Genomic DNA, 17,900 nt, shown 5'->3' with positions numbered 1-17,900 from the left:
GGTTCCCACCCGGCCGGAGCCTACTGTCCAACCGATTCTCATGCCGGATCGCTCGGTAATTCGGAACGCTTCAGCCTTGCCGCGGGTTCTGTGCTACGGTGACGAGCGGCGGCCACCCTCCGGCCGCCATTCGCGCCGGTTATGGAGATCCGAAGACGCGCTGCCGACCGTACTGGAGCCTTCCGAATCGGGCCGTTGTCTTGCTGGGCCGCTATCGCACTCTGCGCGGCGCTTGCAGCCGTTCTGACGCTGCCGCCCCGCGCCCGCCCTGCCCTTCACGCCCGTAAGAACACATGCGCGGCCGAAAACCGGGCGTCGCGGATCGAGTCGATTCCCACGGCGCTCGCCGGACGGCTGATACCGGTGTTCGGTTCGCTTCCACCGCGGGCGCTTTGCCGTAATGCGCATTGGCAATGGGCGGACCTGAGCCAACAATGGTTCGCCGGCGCCGACTGCACCGACGCCCAGCTACAGAGCGCGAAGCTTATAGGCACCAACTTCAGGGGCGCGAATCTGAGCGGCGCGCAAATGCAGGATGCGATGATGTGGTTTGTGGACCTCGATTCGGCGCGCCTGCAGAAGGCCAACCTGAGACATGCCGATCTGGCGCGAGGCTCTCTGCGTCAGGCCAGCCTCGAGGGCGCCGATCTGCGGAACGCGGTCCTTAAGGCTGCCAACCTGACGCAGGCCAATCTGCTCGGCGCAAGGATGACCAACGCCAATCTGACTGGCGCCAACCTTCAGAACGCCATCCTGACCGGCCTGGTAATGGACGGAGTGAACTTCACCCGCGCCAATCTCTCGGGCGCGGACTTAAGCCGCGCCGATCTGCGCAACGCCGTCGGTCTGAGTCCAGCGCAGCTCAAGCTCGCCAATATCGACGCGGAAACCCGGTTGCCGGCAGGGATGTCCGTCTTGCTCGATGCGCCGGCGGGCCGATGACCGGGCGATCCGCTTCCGCGATGAAAACCCGGCCTGCTACGATTCAGGCGGGTCCGCCGGGCGCAGAGCGCCGGCACAATGTACCCTGGGATTCTCGCGGCCGTCCGGCCTCGCACCTGGTCCGACCGCCGATGGTGCTCGAACCAACAGAGGGAGAATTATTGATGAAGACTCGTGAACGGAAATCTGGCGAGCATTGGACCACGGTTGTGCTGGCAATCTGCGGGGGGTTCTTCGGCGCGATGCTTTGGGGGCAGCTTTTTGCGCCCCGCAGCGTCGTGGCCGCCGAGACCCAGCGGAGCAAGACGATCACCGCCGATCGCATTGTCGTGCAGGAGGTGCAGGTCGTCGACTCCTCGGGCCGTCAGCGCGCGGTGATGAACGTGACGCCCGACGATCTCGCGCGGCTTAGTTTCCTCACCACCACGGGCAAGCGCAGGCTTGCGATGGGCGTGCTCGCGGACGGCGAATCGGCGGTCGGGATGTACGACGCGCAGGGCCGTGTGCGTATCGGTCTCAACGTGCCGCTCGACGACTCGGCGAGCATCCACCTGGTTGACAAGGGCGGACGCAATCGCGCGAATTTCGTGCAATTGCCCAATGGCAACGCAAGTTTCGAAATTTTCAGCGAGGATGGCCGCCTGCTATGGAGCGCGCCCACTTCGGGAGCGTCGAACTCGGCGAGCACGCAGCCTCCCCAGGCGCCTTTGCGCGAGGCAGCGCGCTGACCAGCGCGACGATTCATTCCAAACAAGGAGAATAGTTCCAATGGGCAGTCCAGAGCTTCAGCTGGTGTTAGAGCAACAGCGCCAATTCGCGCAGCAATTCTCGAAGGCCAGGACGCCGCAGGAGATGCGCGCGATGATGGCCGCGGGATTCTCCGCATTTCCGAGCGCCAATGAAGTGAAGTGCGAACCGGTGAACGCCAACGGCGTCAAAGCCGAGTGGATAACCGCGAGCAATGCGGCGCCCGATCGGGTCATCCTCTATCTCCACGGCGGCGGTTACATAATGGGCTCGATCGAAACCCATCGCGAGCTTGCGGCGCGTCTTTCCAAAGCAGCCAAGGCGCGGGTCCTGCTCATCGACTATCGCCTTGCGCCAGAAAACCCCTTCCCGGCCGCAGTGGATGATTCGATGACGTCATACCGATGGTTGCTCGCGCAGGGCTGCAAGCCCGAGCGAATCGTAGTTGGCGGCGATTCGGCAGGTGGCGGCCTCGCGGTGTCCACGCTTGTCGCGCTACGCGACGTCGGCGCGCCCGCGCCGGCCGCGGGCGTGTGCCTTTCGCCGTGGGTCGATTTCGAAGCGGAAGGCGAATCGATGAGCAGCCGGGCGGCGCAGGACCTGATCGTGTCGCGCGACATGATCGTAAAGCTAGCCAAGCTGTACGTCGGCGAAAAAGGAAACCTGCGCGAGCCGCTGGCCGCGCCGCTCAACGCCTCGCTCGAGGGTCTCCCGCCGCTGTTCATCCAGGTCGGCGATGCCGAGGTCTTGCTCGACGATTCGACCCGCCTGGCCGACCGCGCCGAGGAAGCGGGCGTGGACGTCGCTCTGCAAATCTGGGAAGAGATGCCGCACGTGTGGCATTTGGCCGCGCCGGTCCTGCCCGAGGGTCAGCAGGCGATCGAGAAGATCGGCGAGTTCGTGCTCAAGCGCGTGCCATAGTTCGCCTGGAACGGTTCCCGCCGTCCGCACCCGGCGTCATGGCGCTGCCTTCAGGCGGCGCCGGGGCATTTCGTCTCATGGTTACTGCCAGGGCACCACAGCCTTGCGCACCGGATGGTCCACCGGGAGTTCGCAAAAACCGTCGGCCTCGATATGCAGCGCGCGATTGAAGCGCGCGCGCAGGTTCTCGAAGGCGATCATCGTGGTCAGTTCGACGATTTGCGCGGTGTTAAAGTATTGCTTTAACTCGGCAAAAACGGATTCCGTGACCTCTGCCGGGTTCTGCGTCATCCCCTCGGCGTAGCGCAGGATGGTCTTTTCCAGCGGACTGAAGTGCGCGCTCTTCTCGAAGGTCGCGAGATCGGCGAGCTGCGCATCCGTGATCCCTTGTTCTCTGCCAACGGCAGAGTTGATGTCCACTCAAAAGGGGCATCCGGCGATCTGCGCCGTGCGTACGCATGCGAGCGTTTTGAGCCGCGGCTCGACTCCCTGCGCTCGCCCCAGCGCTGCGCCCAGCGCCGAGTAGGCCTCCGCTATTTCCGGACAGTGGGCGAACGCGGTCAGCGGAATCGTGACCCGCCCGAGCAGCTCCGCGGTCTTCCGATAGATCTTTTGTACGCCGGGCGCCGCCTCTTCCAGCGTAACTCCCTTGATGCGCATAACGTTACCTCTATCCGTTGCAGGTCTTTATAGCGAGCCGGGCTGCACGATCAAACCCGCCGAGGCGAAGAACGCCTGATTTTCCGCAATCACCTCGTTTCGATCGCTCCCGCCGCGTACGTCACCGCCGCATACGACGTCAGCAGGTCGGCGCGGCTTTGAATCAGCGTATAGCGCGCCCCGGCGAGATCGCGCTGGGCGGTCAGCAATTCGACGATCGTGCTGAGGCCCTGGCGGTAGGTCTCGAGGTTGGCGTCGTAGGCCTCCTGCGCCGCTGCCACCAGCGCCTGCCCGTACGAGTATTTCTTCAGCGACGACTGGAACTCGTAGTACGCGCGCCACATCTCGGCGATCGCGCCGATTTCCGCCGAGCGAACGCCTGCGCGGGCGGCGGCGTCCTCCGCCTCGGACGCGCGCACGTCGTTGAGCCGTTTGAATCCCGTGAATACGTCCCATTGCAGCGTCACGAGCGCCGAATATTGAGGCTGATTGGCCCACGCGGTCGGCGGGCCGAAAAACGTATAGCGCCAGATGAGCTGACCGTAATTCGCCGTCAGATCGACGGTCGGATACCACGCCGCCTTGGCCAGTGCGACCCGCGCCTCGCTCGCGCGCAGCCCCGCGACCTTTGCCGCGAGGTCCGGGCGCTGCCTTACCGTGGCCGCGATCAGATCTTCGATCTGACCGCTGAGCCTCGTCGGTACCGGCAACGCCTCAAGACTCGCGACCTCGATCGGCTGGTCGGCCGGGATGCCGATCGCGGCGGCCAGGGCGGCCTCGGCGTCGTGCACCAGGAGCTCGGCGTTGGCGACGTCGTATTGCGATTGCGAGACGCGCTCCCTGGCCAGCAGAAGCGCGGGCTCGGTCGCAAGCCCGAGATTGACGCGCTGCTGAACCGCGTCGAAGTCCGAGCCCGCGAGCTCGAGGTTCTGGCGCGCCGCGACGACCGCGGCCTTCGAGGCGCATAGCGCGTAGTAGGCGCGCTGCACCGCGAAGACCACGTCCTGCATCTTGCGGTCGAAACTGAAGTTGGCGACGGCCAGCGCCTGGCGCGCAGCCTCGGCGCTGGAGCTGCGCCGTCCGAAATCGAGCAGCGTGTAGGTCGTCTGCACCAGCGGCTGCGCCTGCCACACCTTGTATTGGGCGGCTATGCCCCCGGGCAGCGGGAACAGCGTTCGTGTGTATCCGTTGGCCGAATTGGCGCTCACCAGCGGATAGTATGGCGCGCGCGCAGCGCCGAAGTTCGCTGCCGCCTGGCGCGCCGACTCCCATGCGAAGCGCGTATCCGGGTTCTCACGCAGGGCAAGGTCGAGCAGAGCGGGCAGATCGTACGGCTCGCCCTGCTGATGCGCGGGTTTTTGTCCGGAAGGTTGCGCCGGCGCGGCCGTGGTGGCCGGGGGTGGCGGACGGTTGTCGCTCGGTACGCGGTAGTCGCTCGCCGAGGCGGGCGATGGGGTCCACGGGCGTTCCGCGCTCTGCGGGGCCCAGCGGTCCGGATTGACCTCGGGCTGCTCGGCCATCCGCGCGCATCCCGCCAGAGCCGCGACGATGCCGACACCGATGCAGAAGCCCGGGGCGCGTTTGAGACGGCTGGAAATATGCATACTGCGATTTGACTCCGGTTGCATTTGCGAACAATCTTACCCGTATCTTTTGCAGCGGAAGCATCCAAGCGGAATTCCATCCGCGGCAAGCGCGTGGATGCACAGGGGCGGCGCGCCAAATCCGGCGGCCGCACGAGGACTCGGAACATGGCAACTTCCAGGACCGCCGTCAGGACCCAGCCCAGGATCATCAAGACCGCCGAGATTGCCGATCCGCGGCGCGCCGCCGCGCTGGATCCGCATTACAACTGGAAGCGCGCGCTGCCCGCGCCCGGACAACGCGCCGTCGACTTCGAGGAACGGATCGACTTTCGCCGCCTCCACGAATATCGCCTGGCGCGCGCGCGTCAGGCGCTCGGCCATTCGGGGCTCGGCGCGATGCTCTGCTTCGACACCAACAACATCCGCTACCTGACCAGCACCGTGATCGGCGAGTGGGCGCGCGACAAGATGATTCGCTTCGCCCTGCTCGCCGGCGACGGCGAGCCCTACGTCTGGGATTTCGGCTCGGCCGTGAAGCATCATCAGCTTTACGCGCCGTGGCTTCAGCACGACCATTGCCGAGCCGGGATGCCGGGGCTCCGCGGCGCCATACCGCCCGAGGCGGGCCTGCTGCGGATGCATGCGGAAGAAATCAGGGCGCTGCTCAAGGAGCAGGGTGTCGAGCGGATGCCGCTTGGGCTTGACCTGGTGGAGCCGGCGATGCTGTTCGAGCTGCAGCGCGCGGGACTGGAAATACGCGACTGCCAGCAGGTGATGCTGGAGGCGCGCGAGCTCAAGAGCATCGACGAGATCATGCTGCTCAACACCGCTGCCGCGATGGTGGACGGCGTTTATCACATGCTGTGGGAGCGGCTTAAGCCGGGTGTGCGCGAATCGGACCTGGTCGCCGAGGCCAACCGGATGCTCTATCAGCTCGGCTCCGACGACGTCGAGGCGATAAACGCGATCAGCGGCGAGCGCTGCAGCCCTCATCCGCACAACTTCACTGATCGCATCATCCGGCCCGGCGACCAGGCCTTCTTCGACATCATCCAGTCGTACACGGGCTACCGCACCTGCTACTACCGCACTTTCAACGTCGGCCGCGCCACGCCGGCCCAGCGCGACGCCTACAGGCAGGCGCGCGAGTGGATGGATCGCACGATGGCGCTGGTCAAACCCGGAGCCGGCAGCGACGAAGTCGCCAAGGCGCTTCCCAAAGCGCAGGAGTTCGGCTTTGAAAGCGAGCTCGCCGCCTTCGGCCTGCAGTTCGCGCACGGGCTCGGCCTCGCGCTCCATGAGCGTCCGCTTATCAGCCGGCTAAACTCGCTCAAGGCGCCCGCGGAGATCAAGGCCGGCATGGTGTTCGCGCTGGAGACCTATTGCCCGGCGAGCGACGGATTCTCGGCGGCGCGGATCGAAGAGGAACTGGTAGTCACGCCCGACGGATGCAGGGTGATAACGCTCTTCCCGGCGCAGGAATTGCCGATCGCCAATCCCTATTAGCGCGGCGTCCTGTCAGTAATTTGCACACACGACCTTGCCATCCTGAGCGAAGCGAATCTGCGGGCGGAACCGCGCGAACCCGGGCCGCCTTTCGCACGCCCGGGTTTGCGCTCGCCGTTTTTGCCGTACTCGGGCTGATCTTCGCCGGATGCGACCCGGTGGTGAACGTCGCCGGCGCGAACTTTCCCGCGTGGCTCTTGTGCGCGATTCTCGGCGTGCTGCTCGCTGGAATGGTGCGGCCGGTTTTCGCAAGAACCGGACTCGAACCTCACCTCGGACCTCTGCTTGTAATTTATCCTTGTCTCGCCGTAGCGCTGGCCTGCCTCGTGTATCTGGTATTCTTCAATCGCATCTAAGGAGTGACAGTGCCCGAGCAGCAGGGAGCGCCGGAGAAGAGTCCGCCAGCGAGGCATCCCTCGGCTCCCGGTCCTGGCGACGGGCCGGCGCCCGGAGCGAGCCCCCCACCCGCTCGCGCGCAGATAGATGCGCCATCGCACGAGCCTATAGCGCTTAAGATTACCGGCCGGTTGGTCGGCGCGCTGATCGTGGCCGCGGCGATTGCGCTGGCCATGTATGTCGCGCGCCTGTACTACGTCTTTCCCCGCACTGACGACGCGTATGTGCGGGCGAACGTGGTCGGTATAGCGGCGCACGTCAGTGGCCCGATCGTCGAGATGCCGATCCAGGACAATCAGCACGTGAAGCCGGGTCAGTTGCTGTTTGTCGTCGATCCGCGCCCCTACCAGTCGGTGGTGGACCGTACCGAGGCCGATCTCGCGCTTACCAATTTGCAGATCGAGGCGTTGGAGGACGCGATACGCGCCGCAAGCTCGCGCAAGGCTCAACTCAACGCGGAGCTCGCATATGACAAGCAGTATCTCGATCGCATACAACCGCTGCTCACGCGCCACTTCGTCACCGCAAATGATGTCTTCAACGCCCGCAGCCGGGTAGAGGCCGACCAGGCCGGTGTCGCCAGCGCGCAGAGCGAGGTTTCAAAGGCGCAGAACGATCTCGGCCAGTACGGCGACATCAATGCGCGCCGCAAGGCCGCCGAGGCGGCGCTTTACGATGCAAAGCTGAACCTCAACTACTGCTATGTGCGCGCGCCCTTCGACGCCTACGTGACCAATCTCAACATCACGGTTGGCCAGTATGCCAACGAGGGGCGCGAAGTGCTGAGCCTGGTGGATAATCGACAGTGGTACGTGCTGGCTAATTTCCGCGAGAACTTCCTGGGGCACATCAGGACGGGGATGCCCGCCCAGGTGTACCTGCTGAGCTATCCGAACAAGCGATTTCGCGGACGCGTGCAGGGCGTCGGTTGGGCGCTATATCAGAACAACGGCGCCACCATCCAGGGGCTGCCGCAGATCGAAGAGACGCTCAACTGGGTGCGCCTTTCGCAACGCTTTCCAGTGCGTATCGTTTTGGAGAACGGCGATCCCGCCTTCCCGTTTCGGATGGGCGCCACCGCCGTTGTCACTATCCAGGGAGGTCGGTGAGCGGCGCCGCCTCCACTGTTGTTGCCAAACCGGAGCTTCGGCCTGCAGAGCCCTATCGGTGGGCTGACTGGCTTGGTGGATTGTTGGCGCGAGAACTCGCGCCAAGCCCGCGAAAATTCCGCGTAGCGCTTCGCATCGCCATGATCGGAACACTCGGTGCAGGTCTGGTTGCGATTTGTCACGTGAATAACGAGCTTGGGACCTACATCGCGTGGCTGCTGGTCGGCGCCGGGGCGATGATGTCCGTTCGCAAAGCCGCAATGCTGCTGGTGTTAATCGGGTTTGCGGCCGCGGTAGCCGTCGTGATCGCGCGCGCATTCGCCGAGACGCCATGGCTGATGCTGCCGTCTCTCTTTATCTTCCTCGCCTGGTCAACTTACGCGGCCAGCGCATTACAGCTCGGCGCGGGGTTGCTGCTGATTCAGGTCGTGTCGCTCAACATCTTCTACCTGGTCGAATTTACGCCTGCGGCAATTGGCTGGTTCGCGTCCGGGGCGTTCGGCGGCACCGCGATCGCACTCGGCGTACTGGTTCTATTCGACAACTGGCTGTGGCCTGAGCGCGGAGAGAGGCTCCTGATGGAATCGCTCGGCAACAGCCTCGGACGCGTCCGCTCGCGGCTCATCCGCGCCACCGCCTATTACCTCGGATCCGATGGCGCGCCGCCGCCGGCGCCGCCGCCGACCACCGACCTGCCCGGGCACATGGCGCTGCTCAATCAAGCAGTACAGGAGGGCCTGGACACCCGTCGCCACGCAATCCTCGTCGCGGCGGTCACGCGCGTCGCGCGCATTTCGCTCGAAGTGGATCGCCTGACGATGGCGGCGCGCGAGCAGGTTCCGCGGGAAATTCGCGGAATGCTGCGGATCGAGGTCCAGTCAGCGGCTGATGCAATTGCGGACGCGTTGGATGAGATCGCCCGCGAACTCCCGACCGAGATCCCGGTTGGCGTCGACCTCCCTCCCCCGCCGTCGCGGCTTCGAGCCGTGCGCGCGATGGACATGCTGAGCGCGCGCATCATTGATGTCAGACCAACGTACATCGCACGCGTGAGTGCGCGCGAAATCACGAATTTCGCGGCTTTCGCCGACGCGCTGGCCGCCGTCACCGGCTTTATCGAGCGCCTGCTCGATGCGCCGCCGCCCACGGGCGGCGTGCGCATGCAGCCGGACCATGGTCCGCGGGAGGCCCGGGAAATCGATGCAAAGCTTCTGCGCTACGCGCTGAAACTCGGCCTTTGCGGAGTTCTCGGCTACATCATCGGCATCGTGAGTCAGCATGTCGAGATGACCACGATTCTTACGACGGTTGTGATAACCACCCTTCCGACTTACGGCGCAGAATTCCGCAAGATGGTTCTGCGCATCGCCGGCGCGGCGATCGGCGGGGTCATCTCGCTGCTCGCAATCATTATAGTTTCGCCGAATTTCCACACTCTTCCTGTTTACCTGATCTCGCTCTTCGCCGTCTTCTACGTATCCGCGTACTCGTCTCTGGCGAGCGGCCGAATTGCCTATGCGGGAAAGCAAATCGGCACCACCTTCGCCCTCGTGTTCGCCGGCCTGAGCCCGTCGATCGACATCTATGGGCCGCTATGGCGCATCTGGGCGATCCTGCTGGGCACCTGCGTGGTCGCGGCGATCGCCTTCAGCTTATGGCCCGAATTCTCGGGCGATTCGCTGTTGCCCCGGCTGCGCCGGGTGATCGCCGACACCCTTGCGCTTGCGCCCGGCGGCGCGGCCTCGACTCGCGAGGATACAATCGATGAGGTCAACGCCGAGACGATGCGCATCTTGGCCGAGATGCTCGAAATAGCCGACGATGCGCAACTGGAAGGCCGAACCAGCATGGTCGACCACAATGCGATCATCGAGGCGGCTGGCACCCTGCGCCGCATCGCAAATCGCCTGGCCTCCATCTCGAGCTCGCGCATCGTGGTGCCGGCGCCACGACTCGACGCGATGAGCGAGGCGGCGCGCGAATCGGCGCTCGAGGAGATCCGGCATCAACTCAGGGTGTGGCTCGAGTTCTTCGGCGGCCCGAATTGCCTCAAAGTCGATGCGGAGCGGGCGCTCGCGCTGGCGCAGTTATCGGGCCGTATCGACGAGTCGCTCAAGGTATTCGAAGCGCGTCTCGAAGAGAACGAGTTCGCGCGAGTCACGTCCTGGACGCTCGACCAGCGCCGCGCGATCTTCGCCGAGCTCAACTCGTTGCGCCGCATTGCGGTACTGCTGCCGGATCTTACGGCTTGGCTGGCGGAAATTCCCGGCCGAACCTGAAGGCAAGATTGAGGCGCGGCGCCGCCGTCGGTGCGTCAGCCTATCTGGTGCCTGCTCAGCGGAAGCTCGCGGATTCGCCTGCCCGTGGCCGCGAAGATCGCGTTGCAGAGCGCCGGCGCGAACGGAGGAACGCCTGGCTCTCCGATACCCGCGGGCGGGGCGCCGTCTTCGATGAAGTAGACGTCCGTGCGTTGCGGAGCTTCGGGCATCCGGGCGACCCGGTAGTCGTGGAAGTTCGATTGATCGATTATCCCACCGGTCGCGGTGATCTCACCTGTGCGCGCAAGGCTCGCGCCGAAGACCGCCGCGCCCTCGAACTGGGCGCGAGCCGCTTCTGGATTGGCGATCAGACCCGCATCGACCGCGGTGTGTACGCGCGGAATCCGGAGCTTGCCGCCGCCGTCGACTTCGACTTCGACCACCGTCGCCACGTAGGTGAGGAAGCTTCGATGGACCGCGATACCCATGCCGGTCCCGTTCCCCATCTTGCGTTTACCCCAGTCTGCCTTCTCGGCCGCTAATTCGACCACGCGGCGCATCCGGCCGGTGTCTATCGGATAGTACGAATATGGCGCGCCGTAGTTCGTATAGTCAGTTCCCTTCAAATCAATTATCCGCGCCGGGCCAATCAGCTCGAGCAAATAGTCAACCGGATTGCGGCCGGCCGCGTGCGCCAACTCATCGGAAAATGACTGGACTGCGAACGCGTGATATATGTTGGCGACCGAGCGTAGCCATCCGATTCGCACGTATGCTTTCGCCGGACCGTTTTCCACGCGCAGGTTAGGGATGTCATACGGGATATCGGTCCATCCCAGGCTCAGATCGCCGGCCCCGCCGTAAAGTTCGCCCTCCTTGAAGGTCGACGCGATGGGCGGGAACGCCGAGCGCTGCAGCCACGCGGTCGGCATCCCGTTGGCGCCGAGCGCGGCCTTCATATACATCGCCGACACCGTGTGGTAATAGCCAAACTTGATATCGTCCTCGCGGCTCCACACGACCTTCACCGGGCCTCCGATCTTCTTTGAGAGCACAGCGGCTTCCGCAACGTAGTCGGGTTTCGACTTGCGCCCGAACCCGCCGCCGAGCAGCGTCACATGGCAGATAACGTTGTCGCGCGGAATACTCAATTGTTGCGAGACGATGTCCTGCACTGCTTGCGGGTTCTGCGTGCAGGTCCACGCGGTCACCTTGCCGTTGCGATATTCCGCGACCGCGGCCGGCGGTTCCATCGGCGCATGCGCGAGATGCGGCACATAGTACTCCGCCTCGATCGCGCGGCCGCCTTTTTTGAACTCGGCATCGACGTCGCCCGCGGTGCGCGCGACCTTCCCCGGCGCGCGAACGGTCTCGAAGAGGTCCTTTTTGTACTGCGCGGAGTTGTAAGCCGCATTGGGACCGTTGTCCCACTCGACCGTGAGCTTCCTGCGCCCCTGGAACGCCGCCCACGTGTTGTCGGCGAGCACCGCGACACCGCCAAGGGGTTGAAACCCGGGCGCCGACTTGAACGGATCGATCGTGACGACCTGGCGCACGCCCTTTACCTTCAGTGCTTCCTTGTCGTCATAGGACTTGATCTTGCCGCCCAGGACCGGCGGATGCATCACGGCGGCATACGCCATCCCGTCCATCCGGGCGTCCATGCCGTACACGGCCTGCCCGGTACAGATCGGAGCGAGGTCGTAGCTGGGATGCCCCTTGCCGATATAGCGCCACTGGCTTTTGGTTTTCAGCTTGAGCGTCCGCCTGTCCGGCACAGGGAACTTCGCGGCGTCCGCAGCCAGCGCCCCGTATCCGAACTTGCGGCCGGTCGGACGATGAATCACCTCGTGCAGGTCGGTTTCGCACTCGGCTGGCCTCACCTTCCATCGCGCCGCGGCCGCCTCGATCAGCATTGCGCGCGCGGTTGCCCCGGCCTCTCGCATCACGTCGAAGAAATCGCGGATCGAGTGAGAGCCGTCGGTGTCCTGCCCGCCGTAGCGCCAGTCGCCGATCGCCTGCTCCAGCTTCACCCGCGTCCAATCGGCGTCAAGCTCGTCTGCGACCACCAGCGGCAGCGAGGTGCGGATGCCGGTTCCCATCTCGGAGCGATGCGCGACGATATAGACCGTGCCGTCGGACTCGATGCCGACGAAGGCGCTCGGATGGAGCGTCGCGCGGTCGGCGTGCGTCATGCCGATCGAAATCGGACTTGCCGCGCTCGTCGTGCGATGAAGCAGGCGCACGCTCAGTATCAGCGCGCCGGCCGAGAGCACGCCCTTGAGGAAGCGGCGCCGGCTGACGTTTTGGATCCCGCCTGGCGCGATTGCGCTCGCCCGATGCCTACTTTTGCTCACGCGACGTCCCTGCGGCGGCCTTTATGGCCGCGCGTATCCGCTGATAGGTTCCGCAGCGGCATATGTTGCCCGACATCGCTTCGTCGATCTGGGCGTCACTGGGATTGCGATTCGTATCGAGCAGCGCCACCGCCGACATGATCTGTCCCGATTGACAATAGCCGCACTGAGGAACGTTAATTTGCATCCAGGCGAGCTGGACTGGATGCGTGCCGTTTGCCGAGATCCCCTCGATCGTGACGACCTGGGCGCTTTCGGTCAGGCGCATCGGAGTGACGCAGGAGCGCACCGCCTTGCCGTTGAGATGCACCGTGCAGGCCCCGCACAATGACATCCCGCAGCCGAACTTGGTGCCGGTCAGCGCCAGTTCGTCGCGCAGATACCAGAGCAGAGGCATCGTTGGATCGCCGTCAAACGAACGCTCGACGCCATTGACCTTCAAACGAATCATTTTCCTGTCTTACCTTAACGACCGATCGGGCGTCTGGGTTTCATAGGCGACGCCCGCATTCCTGGAGCAGGTTTATTCTGCGGGACGAAGACGTTCGAGACTTCGAGTCTAGCGAATTCGCGGTTGCGCCAAAACCGGCTGCGCCGGCCGCGGTGAATCCAAGGACCAGGCGCGGCGATCGGCCCTGGACAGCGAAAAAAAGGCCTGATTTCTGATTCCTGCGCTTAACGGTATGATGCAGGCCTGGTGCCAGATTTCCGCGCGAACATCGCCTTCTCCGCGCCGCACGGCGTTTCCGAAGCCGAGGCTGCACGGGACGGACAGGCGCCTTTCGCTCAAGACGTGCGTTAGTTGAGGAGAGCCCGGATGGTCGAGGCCACAATCTCCGACGATGGCACAATTGGCGCGCAATCGCGCCGCCTTCAACGAACTGATTTCGGCTGAAGCGGAGCATTTCCGCTGGCAGCGAGAGAAAGTCGAACTCCCAAAAGTTATCATCCAGGGTATTCCGAAGCGTGGCGCGCTGGCGGACATTGGATGTTTCACGGGATTCGCCACCGAGCAATATCGCACAGGCTTCGAAAGAGCCGTCGGATTCGACACCTCGGACGGCGCTCTGGCGGCAGCCGCTGCTCGCGGGCTCGAGGCCCGTCGATGGTCGGCTGGCCTGGAGCGGTGCCCGGCGTCCGACGCTGAGTTCAACGTGGTTGTCGCAGCCGACATCATCGAGCACATCATCGACACCGACGGTTTCATGGCGGAGTTGTCGCGCATTCTCGCAGCGGACGGATTTCTTATCGTCACCACTCCGAACCTCGCGTACTGGCGCTCACGCCTGCGGCTGTTGCTGGGTAAACCACCCTGTAGCTATCCGGGTCCATCGCCGACCGTGAGATCGGATCTGATGATCGATCTGAATCACATCCGCATTACCGCGAGCAGCGAATGGCAGGCGCTCTTCCGTGCGAACGGGTTCAAAACCCTCGATTTGAAAGGCTGGTCGATTATGCACGCAATCGAAGGCGGCATATCCATTCGGGCCCGCCAGACGTTGGATCGGTTCTTTACTCGGTTTCCAACTTTGGCGTTTGGACTTCTGTTCGTGCTGCACAGGTGAATACGCAGCCGTCATCGCCGGCCTTGAATGGCCTGCATCCTCGGATCGAAAATGTTGGCGTCGGCGCTCCGTGAAGTCGAGGCTCTGCCAATAAAGACGAGGCCCTGCCAATAAAGACGAGGCTCTGCTAATAACGATGAACTGTCGCCACGCTGCAATGCTCGCCATGGTCGGCTGGTACCTGATGCTTCCCCCTGTGCACGGCGGGGCGCAGCCCGACACTCAGGCACCCATCTCGGAATGGAGAGTCTTTCGCAGGTTTGGTAGCGCGGCAGCCTGCAGGGAGTGGAAGTTGAAGCTTGAGAGCCGAGCGCGGAAGGCTGGAAAGTACGGCCCGCGTCCCGATTTCATGTGCGTCGCGAGCGACGACTCGCGGCTGAAGGAGAAGTAGCAGGCGTGAGACTCCAAAATGCCGTGGCGCTTGCGGCCGTGGGCTGGTACCTGATGATGCCGCCTTGGGGCAAGTTGAACGCTCCGCTATCAGAGTGGGTTGTATATCAGTCGTTCGATTCCGCAGGGGTCTGTGCGGTCGCGCGCAAGTCGCTTGTGGAGTATCAGGGCAATTACAAGGGTATGGCGATGACGCTGGTGACCCAGAGCGGCGGCAACTTACAGTTCGATGGCTCGGTGGCCACCTGTATTGCCAGCGACGACCCTCGCCTGAAGGACGCCAGCCAGAGCAGTTCCGGCACGCCGATGAAATTGACGCCTGCACGTTGAGAGGGCGATCGAGATCGGAAGGAAAATCGCCGCGGGACACGTATCTCACGAGGCGGACAGCTTTCCGACCCGTGGAGAGAATCAGAAAAACCCCGCCCGCAGCAGCTGCTCGAGCGGGGCACTTTTCTTGCTGAGGTATGCGCCTCTGTTTACGGCATCGCAGGGGGCGGCTGACCCTCGTGATACGCAACGTCGAACATGGTGCCGCGCGCGGAGGCGACGGCGTTGGGCGTGTGGACTTCGAAGTTAGGCGTGCTGCTTGGGCCGAGATGAACGAGACTGCGCACCAGTCCTCCCAGCAGAGTCAGCTTGGTACTCGCTCGCGACCCGTCGGGATTCAGAACATATTCCGTCAGCACCAGGGTGCCGGACTCATCCAATTCCAACTGACTGCCGTCGGTGAGGTTTATGGTCAGGTGGCTCTTTGGCCCGGTCGTAAGTTTGTCGCCAACCTGGAGAACGGTGCCGGCAGCCGTCGGAATCGACTTGCCAGTCCGAACGATGGTCACATTGCCGTCGACCACACCCACCCTACCGACAGATGTCTGCGCCCACGTCTGAGGCGCGAACACGAGCAAAGCAAGGACAACCAGGCTCGCTGGAATTGCGAGCTTTCCTGGTTCAAGCGCCTTTGGAATCCGTGCAATCATTGTTGACATCCTTTTCGGTAAGGGGCGATTTTCGCCGCAAGCCTGCAGGTTGCGTGAAGCAATAACTATGCTCGAGTTCGCGAAGCTTTAGATCGCAAAAACAGCCTCTTGAGGCGACGTTGCTGTCATTTTTAGTGGCATCGAGGGTCCACAAAAGTTGGCATGCTCACAATCGTGGCAGGGCTGGCCGAGGGCGAACTGCCCGCAACCACACAGGCCCGCTCAAGGCGAACCGCCCGAGCGACGTTCCAGTGCGCCAAACGGTTCGCCAAACACTCCGGCGCCAGCGATGTGGACAAGTCGAAAGGGCCACGCTTTCTGAGCTTCCTTGTCGTGTCTACAATTCCAGCGTGATGCTCTGGTTTCAACGATGCGCCTTCGACCGACCAGAGAGACTACGACCAGAGCGCTGCTCGCGCGCGTCCAGCGTGATCAACGACAATTAAATTTGCGCCGGCAAAAATAGTTGACGTCGAACATCCAGCGACTTGAACGCGAACAAAATGCTTTGCGAGGGCGGCTGGAAGGCGAGCGCAACCTTCGAATCTTGACGGCGCACATCGGCGCCGCCGCGCAAGCAGCACCTGTCATCGGAGCCGCCATAGAACGATTCGCTGAAGCAATGCGCGCGGCCCTACCGCCCCCGCGTCGCGGCCGCGCGGGGAGCCTCGCTCGAGCAAAAACTGCATGGCGTTATTTCGACGGCACGTTCATGCCGGAGTCGCAGAAACAAGCTGCTTATTTTGAAAGAATATGAGCGATACGCGAAGGGCGGGCGTGCGAGGGCAACGACGGCAAAGAGGTCCGAAAATGGAACTTTCTTGGCTGTGCAGGCCGCAAGACAAACATGAGCGAGACGAGAGACTGCCGCGCTAGAAAAACCCAGCCTCTGCACGCGTGCAATCATCGCAATTCAAACGGCACACCGTTCGGCGCTGGCTTCCCTGTCTGACGTTCGTAGTCAACTTATTAACGATGTTAGGCGTAGGAATCTACGCGTACTACGCGACCATACAGGCTGGGGCAATGGTTGACTCAGTATCAGCAATGAATGCTGGCGTCAGGAGCTGGCTCGTAATCGTTGACTTTGCACCAAAATCGACCCGCTCAACATCCGGCGCGGAGCCGCCATAGGGCTCAGAGTTCAAAACGTTGGCAAGACACCAGCGCTGAACATTGCCTACACAGGCGACTATCATTTGTTCGGCAGGATGCTTCCAGGGATCAAGCACTGTCCAGTAAAGCCGCCGGACGATGCCGTCCAGATCGGGGCCATGCAAGCAGGGCAGACTACTGATGATAGCTGGCCGGTATCCTTCAAAGAGTCATACTCGACTGAGAAGCTTGAGGCATTGGCCAACCGCCAAGCGGGATTCATGATGCACACCTGCATCTATTACAACACTATCTTGAACGAACAGATGGCGCTCACGGAATCTTGTTCTGTCTTCTATATTCTTCCTTACGGTAGGACCTTCCCCTGCCCCGGCTTTAACGAAATGAAATAAGTCGTCGAACCTTGGCTAGGGGTAGATCGGTCGGTCGTGCGCCGAACGCGCCACGCGACGTGGCGCGCTGCGGCGCAATGCGCGCGGCGGCTTGCACTCTAAGGGATAAGCCTCGTGTAATCCGCGTGCGAACCAATCCAGAACCAGGTGACCTTATCGCCCTCAACGATCGCGAGTGCGCGATACGACAGGGTGATTCTTACGGAATAGACCGAGGGCATCGCTCGGACTGGTTTGAAATTCAAACTCGGATGGTTCGGGTCGCTGCTGAAGAGCGCGTACGCTACTCGCGCCAGGTTCCTGACGTGCTGCGGCAGCTTCGCGTAAGCGCGCCAGAACGCCGGTGTCGTCTCAGAGATCAGAGCTTATCGGAATCGAGAGGTTTGCTGCGCCCCGTGCGGATGTCCGCGATTGCCTGATCGGCGAGCTTTTGCAATTTCGTGGTGTCGCCGAGCGCCGCCTCCCAGCAACCCTCGTCGTTTTCAATCGCATCGAGCAGCCACCGGGCAAATTCGTCCTGCTCGTGCTCGGGCCACGCCTCGGCCGCGCGCGCGAAGGCTTGCCTGAGCAGCTTGCTGGCACCGTGAATCGCGACGATTTCGCCCTCCACGAGCTTCATAGCCATAACTCAAGGATATCCAGCGCCAATGACACGCGTCAATCCGGGGAGCGCGCAGTGGTTGCGCAAAGAATCGTCTGTTTCTGTTGGGGATAACTGGAGTGGGTGATCGGTTTCGAACCGACGACCTTGTGCTTGGCAACTCGATTCGGGGTGAGAATGACGAGGAGACAGAGTGATGAAACCCGTTCTCTCGCAGGGGTTTTCGTGTTTTGATCTCTCCCTCGCGATCTGTGGATATCTCCCCTATTCCCGCCGAATTTGCCAGAAATTTGCCAGAAATCGTCCACAGGGTCATTCACGGAAATTCAGGGAAGTTTGGGTTCAGGGCACTCGCGGGACGAATGGGGTAA

The 17,900-nt window shown here is 62.9% G+C and carries 16 protein-coding genes; 9 read left to right on the top strand and 7 right to left on the bottom strand.

The features are described from left to right. Nucleotides 1-363 precede the first annotated feature (363 nt). The 3 genes from VMI09_03655 (at nucleotide 364) to VMI09_03645 (ending at nucleotide 2,610) form a co-directional block, all read left to right on the top strand. A complete protein-coding gene (locus tag VMI09_03655; GenBank protein ID HTQ23764.1) occupies nucleotides 364-942 on the top strand; it encodes a pentapeptide repeat-containing protein in 579 nt (192 codons plus the stop codon). A 164-nt stretch (nucleotides 943-1,106) separates the two neighbouring features. Beyond that, a complete protein-coding gene (locus VMI09_03650; GenBank protein ID HTQ23763.1) occupies nucleotides 1,107-1,670 on the top strand; it encodes a hypothetical protein in 564 nt (187 codons plus the stop codon). Between the two features lie 40 nt (nucleotides 1,671-1,710). Then, nucleotides 1,711-2,610 carry an alpha/beta hydrolase gene (locus VMI09_03645; protein HTQ23762.1) on the top strand — a complete coding sequence of 300 codons (900 nt, stop codon included), beginning with the start codon at nucleotides 1,711-1,713 and terminating at the stop codon, nucleotides 2,608-2,610. 81 nt (nucleotides 2,611-2,691) lie between these two features. Here VMI09_03645 and VMI09_03640 read toward each other — a convergent pair whose 3' ends face one another. The 3 genes from VMI09_03640 to VMI09_03630 all read right to left on the bottom strand — a co-directional run bounded on the left by VMI09_03640 (nucleotide 2,692) and on the right by VMI09_03630 (nucleotide 4,874). Beyond that, the gene (locus tag VMI09_03640) at nucleotides 2,692-3,030 is read right to left on the bottom strand and encodes a hypothetical protein (GenBank protein ID HTQ23761.1); all 339 of its coding nucleotides are present in this window, start codon (nucleotides 3,028-3,030) and stop codon (nucleotides 2,692-2,694) included. Next, nucleotides 3,031-3,270, bottom strand: coding sequence for a hypothetical protein (locus VMI09_03635; protein HTQ23760.1), 240 nt, complete (start codon nucleotides 3,268-3,270; stop codon nucleotides 3,031-3,033). An 89-nt stretch (nucleotides 3,271-3,359) separates the two neighbouring features. Next, a complete protein-coding gene (locus VMI09_03630; protein HTQ23759.1) occupies nucleotides 3,360-4,874 on the bottom strand; it encodes a TolC family protein in 1,515 nt (504 codons plus the stop codon). Nucleotides 4,875-5,021: 147 nt separating this feature from the next. Here VMI09_03630 and VMI09_03625 point away from each other — a divergent pair, with 147 nt between their 5' ends. The 3 genes from VMI09_03625 to VMI09_03615 all read left to right on the top strand — a co-directional run bounded on the left by VMI09_03625 (nucleotide 5,022) and on the right by VMI09_03615 (nucleotide 10,146). Beyond that, on the top strand, nucleotides 5,022-6,362 hold the full coding sequence (locus VMI09_03625) for a M24 family metallopeptidase (GenBank protein HTQ23758.1): 1,341 nt from the start codon (nucleotides 5,022-5,024) through the stop codon (nucleotides 6,360-6,362). A gap of 527 nt (nucleotides 6,363-6,889) precedes the next feature. Beyond that, a complete protein-coding gene (locus tag VMI09_03620) occupies nucleotides 6,890-7,867 on the top strand; it encodes an HlyD family efflux transporter periplasmic adaptor subunit (GenBank protein HTQ23757.1) in 978 nt (325 codons plus the stop codon). A 182-nt stretch (nucleotides 7,868-8,049) separates the two neighbouring features. Beyond that, nucleotides 8,050-10,146: an FUSC family protein gene (locus tag VMI09_03615; protein ID HTQ23756.1), complete on the top strand. Its 2,097-nt coding sequence runs from the start codon at nucleotides 8,050-8,052 to the stop codon at nucleotides 10,144-10,146. Nucleotides 10,147-10,181: 35 nt separating this feature from the next. Here the strand turns inward: VMI09_03615 and VMI09_03610 are convergent, their stop codons facing one another. Together VMI09_03610 and VMI09_03605 are read right to left on the bottom strand one after the other, a co-directional pair. After that, nucleotides 10,182-12,482, bottom strand: a complete 2,301-nt coding sequence (locus VMI09_03610; protein ID HTQ23755.1) for a molybdopterin cofactor-binding domain-containing protein — start codon at nucleotides 12,480-12,482, stop codon at nucleotides 10,182-10,184. Continuing rightward, nucleotides 12,469-12,933, bottom strand: a complete 465-nt coding sequence (locus VMI09_03605) for a (2Fe-2S)-binding protein (protein ID HTQ23754.1) — start codon at nucleotides 12,931-12,933, stop codon at nucleotides 12,469-12,471. The genes VMI09_03610 and VMI09_03605 overlap by 14 nt, the downstream gene beginning before the upstream one ends. A gap of 391 nt (nucleotides 12,934-13,324) precedes the next feature. Here VMI09_03605 and VMI09_03600 point away from each other — a divergent pair, with 391 nt between their 5' ends. Both VMI09_03600 and VMI09_03595 read left to right on the top strand, forming a co-directional pair. Further along, on the top strand, nucleotides 13,325-14,050 hold the full coding sequence (locus tag VMI09_03600) for a methyltransferase domain-containing protein (protein HTQ23753.1): 726 nt from the start codon (nucleotides 13,325-13,327) through the stop codon (nucleotides 14,048-14,050). Between the two features lie 429 nt (nucleotides 14,051-14,479). Further along, nucleotides 14,480-14,770 (top strand): hypothetical protein, encoded by a 291-nt coding sequence (locus tag VMI09_03595; protein HTQ23752.1) that lies wholly within the window; start codon nucleotides 14,480-14,482, stop codon nucleotides 14,768-14,770. Nucleotides 14,771-14,919: 149 nt separating this feature from the next. Here VMI09_03595 and VMI09_03590 read toward each other — a convergent pair whose 3' ends face one another. Beyond that, nucleotides 14,920-15,420, bottom strand: a complete 501-nt coding sequence (locus VMI09_03590) for a FecR family protein (protein ID HTQ23751.1) — start codon at nucleotides 15,418-15,420, stop codon at nucleotides 14,920-14,922. A gap of 466 nt (nucleotides 15,421-15,886) precedes the next feature. Between VMI09_03590 and VMI09_03585 the strand changes: the two genes are divergently transcribed. Further along, complete coding sequence (locus tag VMI09_03585) at nucleotides 15,887-16,177, top strand: hypothetical protein (GenBank protein HTQ23750.1); 291 nt, start codon at nucleotides 15,887-15,889, stop codon at nucleotides 16,175-16,177. Between the two features lie 1,109 nt (nucleotides 16,178-17,286). Here the strand turns inward: VMI09_03585 and VMI09_03580 are convergent. After that, a complete protein-coding gene (locus VMI09_03580) occupies nucleotides 17,287-17,538 on the bottom strand; it encodes a hypothetical protein (GenBank protein ID HTQ23749.1) in 252 nt (83 codons plus the stop codon). Between the last annotated feature and the right edge of the window lie 362 nt (nucleotides 17,539-17,900).

It is taken from the genome of Candidatus Binataceae bacterium (assembly GCA_035500095.1).
GTDB lineage: Bacteria > Desulfobacterota > Binatia > Binatales > Binataceae > JAKAVN01.
Note: the sequence above shows the minus strand (reverse complement) of the source record. Positions and strands in the feature narration are given on the sequence as shown.